Below are 4,142 nucleotides of genomic sequence, written 5' to 3' on the forward strand. Positions count from 1 at the left end.
GGTCTGTGCCTGGGCTGAGGCTGAACCTGAGGTCTGTGCCGTAGCAGGGACAGTGGAGTCTGCTACCTCCGTCTGTGTCCCGGAAGCCTGTGCATTCTGTTCCTGGCTGCTCATTTCCATGACAGCTCCTGTCTGTGCATTGATCGTGTAGGCGTAGGCATACTCTCCGGAAGTAAATTCCACCTTATAGCAGGCCACTCCCGCCACCTCACTTAAGGTCGTGGCTGAAATGTCTGCATCTGCCGCTTCAATATCCGCTGCTTTTAACGCCGCTTCCTGTGCCTCCTCCATAGGGATCATCTGTGTCTGCTCCTTCGTCTGCTCCTGGCTGCTTTGCTGCGGAATACTTGCCGCTGCATTATCTCTGCATCCGGTCAGGGTCATTGCAAGTGCAAATGCCGCTACGGTAAAAATCCATTTCTTTCTCATACTCTTTCTTATCCTCCTATCAGATTGGAATGCGTAAAGTGTAGCCGATATCCTGCCAGATTACAAGTGAAATTTTTGTGTACATGGGAAATTTGTAGAAATTTAATAAATATAGTAACACTTGCAATACCGTAAATTGCGCCGCCCATGCTTCTTTTTACAGATTCCCTGATTGTCTCCATTTTGTATAACAAAAGGCAGCCCACTATGGACTACCCTGATAAAAATAAAAAGCAGCAAATTCCGGCAATCCACTCCTTACTATGTATTATCCTTCAACCCATAACACTGGTATAGCATTTCTGTCATTTTCTTCTTATCTGTTCCCCTTATACCCAAGGACTTTAAATCCACTGTTTCATCAGCTATTTCAGATAAGAACTTTTTCATATCCTCTGCTATTTCCGGACTGAGGACTTGCCTTGTATTGGCTGTGATTAACTGTGCTAATCGGAACACATCGTTTTTATGTTTCTTTATGTTTTTGCTATCGACCTGCTCTCCATTCAACTTGCGTTCCTTTAAATCCAGCCATGCTTTCGTCTTAAATGGAATCAGGCAAGTCGGACTTAATACCGGAATGCCATCAACCATCATTTGTCCGGTTTTTAACAATTCATAATATGCTTCATTTAAAAGGATTGCCGACAAACTGGATATTTCATCATCTATCGGAAGCGGAGTGAGAACTGCATCATCTTCCAATATAATAAAATCCGGATTTCTGGAAAATATTTCTATCATATATGGATATTCTTTACTTTTCGGAGATGTGAAACGATAAAACTGTGCATTTCCAGTGCTTTTATTCAAATGCTCATATCCTGCTTCTTTGACATACTCCCAAAACTGCCTGCCAAACTCCGCTGTTATGGATTCAACAATCAATACAATATCTACATCTTTTGTAGCACGAAATGGTAATTCTTCATTTTCCATAATCAAATCACACGCCGTCCCACCGATGATGACATATTGATTTTCAAAACCTTGAAATCTTTCCTTAAATTTTGTAAATCCGCTGACCATTACTCATGCAACCTTCTTTCCTGCAATTCATCTACTGCTTCTTCAATTCTTTCATCATTTGTATTTGTAAAAGATAAAACAAGTGAAATATCATCAGCACTGTTATCCTCTGAAAATTGTTTTGGGTTGTATGCCCATAATTCAAGGCTGACCTGTTTATCCGGGTCTATCAATTCATCAGTCAGCAAGGCTTTATCATAATCTTTCTCACTAATTGCATAGGTAACAACTCGGCTTGGATTTAGCATTGTTTTTTTAGAAAGTGCTGTTTCCCCTGCAAAGACCATATTTTCTGTAACTTGCGTCTTATCTATATATCCTGTTTTTCGAACAGGAGTCGTCAAATATACTTTTGCTTTTTCAAATAATTCATCTCGCTTATATTTTGACTCAATAAACTTATTGACACCGTCTTTTGCTACAAGAAACAAATCTGTCGTTTCCAACTGCTTCACTGCTCTGGTCAAGGTCATTGCTGTAAACGGAAGCACTTTTCCGGCTTCTGAAGTATACAATCGTTTTTTCTTACTGTACAGATAAAATAAAAACAACTGCTGCGTGGAGTAAACAAACTTACTCGTCAGCTTTTGGGGTTCTTTTTCATCAGAAAGCATTGTCCCAATGAAAGGAAGAAAGACCTGCTTATCAGTAATAAATGGTATATTATTTTCTATAAGGCTTTTTCTTCGATAATTTGATACCGTTGTAAGTTCAAATACGACTGGCACATTATCAATCTGCTGTATTTTTACAATTTGTTTTTTCAATGCCGGAAGTGTGGCAAGTTCTTCTGTTGGAGCAAGCATTATACAGCGTCTGTTTCCAATATATGCTGTATGAAAATCATAACTCCCTGCAATATAAACAGGCAAAGAATCCTGATGATTCCATGCTTCATATTTTATAGAAATCCCGAATACGCTTGTAAGCATATTTCTCATTCTCCTTTTAACTTAATTTGTTTTATTTTAACTTAGCCAATGTTAAAAGTCAAGTTTTTGAGTTATTTTGAATTTATATTTCCTTTTTCCGTGACCGGATACTGGTTCAATAATGTCTGCCTTTGAAAGGCTTACCTGAACTTTCTGTCTTTCGTTATAGAATGATGTGGAAGTTTCGGTAACAGAGATATTCTGACCTACATAAGTAACCAAACTAATTGTCTACATCTCCCTGCTATTCTTTTTAACTTTATTCTGATCCTGCGGATCTCTGACTTGTTTTTCCGAAACTTCACATTGCTTTGTGCAAAGACGCTCTTTCAACGATATGCGACCCTGCTGCAGCTTCTGCTTATCTTCTTTACGATTAAATTTTTCCACACCATTGTTAAGCACATTGTCAATCATGTTATAATTCTGCTCTTCCATTTCCTCGATCTTAGCAAGCGGCTTGTACTCTGCCAGTTTTACAAGCAGCTCTTTGGCTCTCTGCTCACTGTTCTCATCGGTGCCTTCTTCTATGGAAGTCTGCAAAAAATTCTGAAAATGTCCGATGTTTCCATTGCGTATATCTTCTGCGATCCTTTGCACCTGCGCTTCCTGATCCGATACCGTATCGCTATACTCATAAGGATCCATGTCATAGGATAACCGGTCAAGTTCTCCCGCAAGTGCCTGTATTTTCTGCTCTTTCGTTTCCCGGTCATTGACCTCTTTCTCCGGGAATGCTTCTACCAGCTTTTTAATAGCGTCCTGCACGCTCGGATGATCTCTCACATCCGGCATATAGTTGAGAAAATCTACATCAATCGTCTTTCCGGTAAGAAGATCCACCTGGTCATCCTCCAGGCAGTCGGTTCCCTCTACATGAAGATTCACTCCGATTGCCGGAACTCCATTTAACCGTGCCGGATCCATTTTCCGGTAAATCCGGATAGCATCTTCAATGGTTGGAATATCCTTATAATATGCTCCGATGCCATGAAATTCTCCACACTCTGCCACAGTAAATGTGACCGTAAGATCTTCTGCTTTCTCTTCCAGTTCATGCAGAAATTGTGGCAGACCGGTAAATCCGAACGTATCCACAAAATGTGCGCTGTTTTCTCTGTTTTCATGCAGTACCACAATGTCACTGACAGAAAGAGAATGTGCCTTGTAGTCTGCCGGGTGGTCAATATTGAACTTCGTATAGATGGCTTCCAGTGTTTCCCCCTGCGTCCTTCCCCGGAATTCAGACAATTCCCCCATATACACCTGTTCATAATTCTCCGGCACTATGGTATCCAAATTATACTTGGTGATTCCCATACGTTTCAGACTTTCCGTTCCTTCAAAGCGGAACTTATCCAGTTCAGGATTATTCTTTAACTGGTAAATGCCATATTTATCCATACTTCCATGGAGTAACTGTGCAGCCTTTCGTGCATCAGAAGCTTCTTGCTGTTTCTGTGATTTATTGATTTCTGTCTCCGAATCCTGCAATGCATCAATCCCTTTCTGCGCATCCATCATAGTAAGCTCCACATCCTTGTCTGTAATTTCCTGTACTTTTTGTTTTTCTGTCTGATTATCTGTCATAGATTACCTCCATTTTTGCATGATAAAAGGCAGCCCACAATGGACTGCCTTGATAAAAGAAAAAGCAGCAAATCATTTACTGATCTACTGCTTGTTTCTTTGGTATTTACTTGTTACTTATATGCATATTGCGAAGCTAAACGGCCGTCTTTGCGGAGCAAA

General features: G+C 40.3%; 5 protein-coding genes. All 5 read right to left on the bottom strand.

Annotated elements, in window-relative coordinates:
• On the bottom strand, positions 1 to 429 hold a 429-nt coding region (locus tag DW677_RS17600), incomplete at its 3' end, for a PepSY domain-containing protein (protein ID WP_181968400.1).
• A gap of 261 nt (positions 430 to 690) precedes the next feature.
• Entirely contained in the window at positions 691 to 1,458 is a 768-nt protein-coding gene (locus DW677_RS17605) for a hypothetical protein (protein ID WP_117567912.1), read from the bottom strand.
• Entirely contained in the window at positions 1,458 to 2,390 is a 933-nt protein-coding gene (locus DW677_RS17610) for a hypothetical protein (protein ID WP_015554928.1), read from the bottom strand. Before DW677_RS17610 ends, DW677_RS17605 begins: the two co-directional genes overlap by 1 nt.
• A 51-nt stretch (positions 2,391 to 2,441) precedes the next feature.
• Positions 2,442 to 2,612: a hypothetical protein gene (locus DW677_RS18485; RefSeq protein ID WP_165860058.1), complete on the bottom strand. Its 171-nt coding sequence runs from the start codon at positions 2,610 to 2,612 to the stop codon at positions 2,442 to 2,444.
• 9 nt (positions 2,613 to 2,621) lie between these two features.
• Positions 2,622 to 3,980, bottom strand: a complete 1,359-nt coding sequence (locus tag DW677_RS17615; RefSeq protein ID WP_117567913.1) for a YodL domain-containing protein — start codon at positions 3,978 to 3,980, stop codon at positions 2,622 to 2,624.
• Positions 3,981 to 4,142: the final 162 nt, after the last annotated feature.

The organism is Clostridium sp. AM25-23AC, assembly GCF_003435125.1.
Lineage (GTDB): Bacteria > Bacillota > Clostridia > Lachnospirales > Lachnospiraceae > Pilosibacter > Pilosibacter fragilis.

What these genes read in the sequence shown, in the direction of transcription:
- DW677_RS17605 (WP_117567912.1), bottom strand. Translation starts at nt 1,458, where the DNA reads ATGGTCAGCGGATTTACAAAATTTAAGGAAAGATTTCAAGGTTTTGAA.
- DW677_RS17615 (WP_117567913.1), bottom strand. Translation starts at nt 3,980, where the DNA reads ATGACAGATAATCAGACAGAAAAACAAAAAGTACAGGAAATTACAGAC.
- DW677_RS17610 (WP_015554928.1), bottom strand. Translation starts at nt 2,390, where the DNA reads ATGCTTACAAGCGTATTCGGGATTTCTATAAAATATGAAGCATGGAAT.